The sequence below is a fragment of the Polaribacter sp. genome (assembly GCF_965656025.1).
Classification (GTDB): Bacteria; Bacteroidota; Bacteroidia; order Flavobacteriales; family Flavobacteriaceae; genus Polaribacter.
This window is the reverse complement of sequence record NZ_CBFHJT010000006.1, coordinates 17,001-19,893: the sequence shown is the minus strand read 5'-3', so window position 1 is coordinate 19,893 and position 2,893 is coordinate 17,001. Positions and strand designations below refer to the sequence as shown.

At 26.1% G+C, this 2,893-nt stretch carries 5 protein-coding genes; 2 read left to right on the top strand and 3 right to left on the bottom strand.

Features of this window, described 5'->3' with window-relative positions:
- Positions 1–285: 285 nt before the first annotated feature.
- Complete coding sequence (locus ACTG3S_RS02015; protein ID WP_439127707.1) at positions 286–672, bottom strand: DUF6249 domain-containing protein; 387 nt, start codon at positions 670–672, stop codon at positions 286–288.
- A gap of 135 nt (positions 673–807) precedes the next feature.
- On the opposite strand from ACTG3S_RS02015, the gene ACTG3S_RS02010 reads away from it, so the two are divergent.
- Positions 808–1,392, top strand: a complete 585-nt coding sequence (locus ACTG3S_RS02010) for an RNA polymerase sigma factor (protein ID WP_439127706.1) — start codon at positions 808–810, stop codon at positions 1,390–1,392.
- Positions 1,379–1,789 (top strand): hypothetical protein, encoded by a 411-nt coding sequence (locus tag ACTG3S_RS02005; RefSeq protein ID WP_439127705.1) that lies wholly within the window; start codon positions 1,379–1,381, stop codon positions 1,787–1,789. Before ACTG3S_RS02010 ends, ACTG3S_RS02005 begins: the two co-directional genes overlap by 14 nt.
- Before the next feature lie 6 nt (positions 1,790–1,795).
- Here ACTG3S_RS02005 and ACTG3S_RS02000 read toward each other — a convergent pair whose 3' ends face one another.
- On the bottom strand, positions 1,796–2,698 hold the full coding sequence (locus ACTG3S_RS02000) for a hypothetical protein (RefSeq protein WP_439127704.1): 903 nt from the start codon (positions 2,696–2,698) through the stop codon (positions 1,796–1,798).
- A gap of 9 nt (positions 2,699–2,707) precedes the next feature.
- On the bottom strand, positions 2,708–2,893 hold a 186-nt coding region (locus ACTG3S_RS01995; RefSeq protein WP_439127703.1), incomplete at its 5' end, for a hypothetical protein.

The window sequence follows — 2,893 nt, the reverse complement described above, 5'->3', positions numbered from 1 at the left end:
CTGCTTTTATTCTATCTGCAGAAACTGTATTTATTATATCATAAATTTTAGCATCTGTCTGTGCAAATGATATGACTGTAAATAAGCTAAATAGTAATGTAATTTTTTTCATTTGTAAATGTTTTTTACTGTTTAAAGCATCAAAAAAGATATCTTTAAAAAATTCATTTTTATTTTAAAATATTATTTTTCATTGAAAAATTTTGAATAAAGATAGTTACTTTTTGACATAAAAAAAACACCTAACAGATTTGCAAGGTGTTTATATAAAATATTAATTATTTTCTATTCTTTATCTAAACTCTTAGTTATTTTAAAACCCACTAATAAAGAAGCTCCTGCGCATAAGAAAATTGATGCTGCATAAAAGGTTTCTGAACTTATATAATTAGTTGGTCTTTCGGAGTAATTACCACTAAAAGCAAAATTATAACTTAATAAAGTACCTAATAAAATACCAACTCCTACTCCAACTGCTAGTAAACCTAAGTTTAAAATTAAAACTTTCCAAAAAGGGGCTGCCTTTCTGTTTTTTTCTCCCAACATAAAAATACTGGCATCTGCACCTTTATCAATTAATGCCAAACGTTCTTTATTTCTAGTTGAATAATAAAGATAAAAGATTCCGAAAATTACTGCGAATAAAAACATAAATACAATTGCTACTTCCATAATATAAATTTAAATGATTAATTTTATTGTGTATGTAGCTTAGACGATTCATTTTAAAATTAGGTTACAAAAAAAAGAATATTTTTTTCAGCTAAAAGTTGTAACCTTTTTTTAGGTGATGCAGTCTAAATAAAAATGACTAACAACAACGACCAACTTTATATTAAAAAAGTAATTAACGGAAACACAAATGCGTTTGTGCATCTTGTTGACAGTTATAAAGATATGGTATTCTCTTTAGCTTATAAAATGACAAAAAATAAGCAAGAGGCAGAAGAAATTAGTCAAGATACGTTTGTAAAAGCATTTAAAAATATTAGAAAATTTAAAGGAGATTCTAAATTTTCTACTTGGTTATACAGAATTGCGTATCATACAAGTTTAGATTATATCAAAAAGGATAAAAACCATAAACACACGTTAGAAATTAATGAGATTACATTAAACCAAATAACGTCTGTAAACAATATTTTACAAGGTATAGAAAGGAAAGAACGTGCAAAATTGGTAGACAACTGTTTGTTAAAATTACCTGAAGATGAGCGTAGTTTGCTTTGGATGTTTTATTTTGATGAACTTAATTTAAAAGAAATTATAGAGGTAACTGCTCTTTCTGAAGCAAATATTAAAGTAAAATTACACAGAGCAAGAAAAAAATTATTAACGATTGTAAAAGAAAATGTTGCAGTAGAATTTATAGAACATTATGGGAGAAAATAAACATATAGAGGAACTAGATGCTTTTGCAAAAAAGTATGTAAAAGAGATAACACCAGAAAAAACAAGTACTGAATTTACTAAAAATGTTTTAAATATCATTTTAGAAGAAGAAAAAAAGGCTATCTATAAACCAACACCTATTATTTCTAAAAAAATATGGCTACTTGCTGCTTTTTTTATTGCCATTTGCTGCTTTTTTCTATTTAAAGTAAATAGTACTAAAACTATTAAATTCCCTGAATTAGATTTTAGCTTCTTTAATAATTTAACAAACTATAATGTTTTAGAAAACATCTCTATTTCATCATCTATAATGTACGCTGTTGTAATTTTTTCTGTATTAGCATTGATCCAAATAGGATTTTTAAAAAATTATTTAAGCAAACAATTCGAATAATTTCTGCTATTTGAAATCAAACAAATAACCTATAGTAAAACTAAAAAAACTGGTGTTTGGTAGTGTATTTTCTTCAAACAAAGTATTAGGTATATTTAAGTTGTAAGCCAATTCAAAATCCCAAGAATTAGAAGTAAAAGATATTGGAATATTGATTTGAGTATTTAGTAAATCAAAAACTTGAAGGTTTCTAGTTACTATAATCCTTTTACCGCTTATTACAGCGAACCTCCTAAAACTATACTCCTGTTTTGCGATGGTAAAATTTATATTAGGTCTAAACCTTAATGCATAGTTGGAATTTCTATATAAATTAAAATTAACAAACGTGTTTGATAATATTTGATAAGAAGTATCTGAACCAAATAAATAGGAAGCAGCAATTGTGCTACCTAAAGTTCTTTTTTTGTTTCTGATTCCGAAGCTTACATCAAAAGAATTCTCAAAAGAATCATAACCATCTGAATAAATATATCTTGTATAACCTATGTTATATTGAAAGTTTTTATTTTTCCCAAATGTATGAAAATAGCCTAAAGACAGGCTTGTAAAATCCCAATGAGGATAATAATTCTCATAATAAACCCCAGAAATACTTGCATTAAAACCAGAGGAATGAAAATAAGAAACCTGAGGTATCATATTAAACTGCTCAGTACCAGAATCTCTACCTGAAAAATAGGTTTGATTGTTATATGAAAGTGAGGTATAGATAAAATTGTAAGACAAATCACTTTCCATTAATTCATCTAAAAATTGTTGTTCACTAAAAAATAATTCGTCTAATAAATTATCTATTTCATCATCTGTATTTTCTTGTGCATATGAACAAAAAGAGGTTGCCATTGTAAACAATAGCAACCCCAATACTTTTATTTTTTGTGAAATTTTAAAAAAAAGGCGAATCATAAAAATTAATTAATTTTTTATTCTTCTTTTTTTTCCATCTAAAGGATTATTTTGTCTAGAACCTTCTCTTAACTCTCCTCTATCTTTTGTATTTCTAATTTTATCTATTCGTTGTTTTAGTATTTTACGTTGTTCTTTTGTTAAGGTTTTTCTAAAAGTTTCTCTTGTTTGCCTTAACCTTACTTGCTGGTTTTT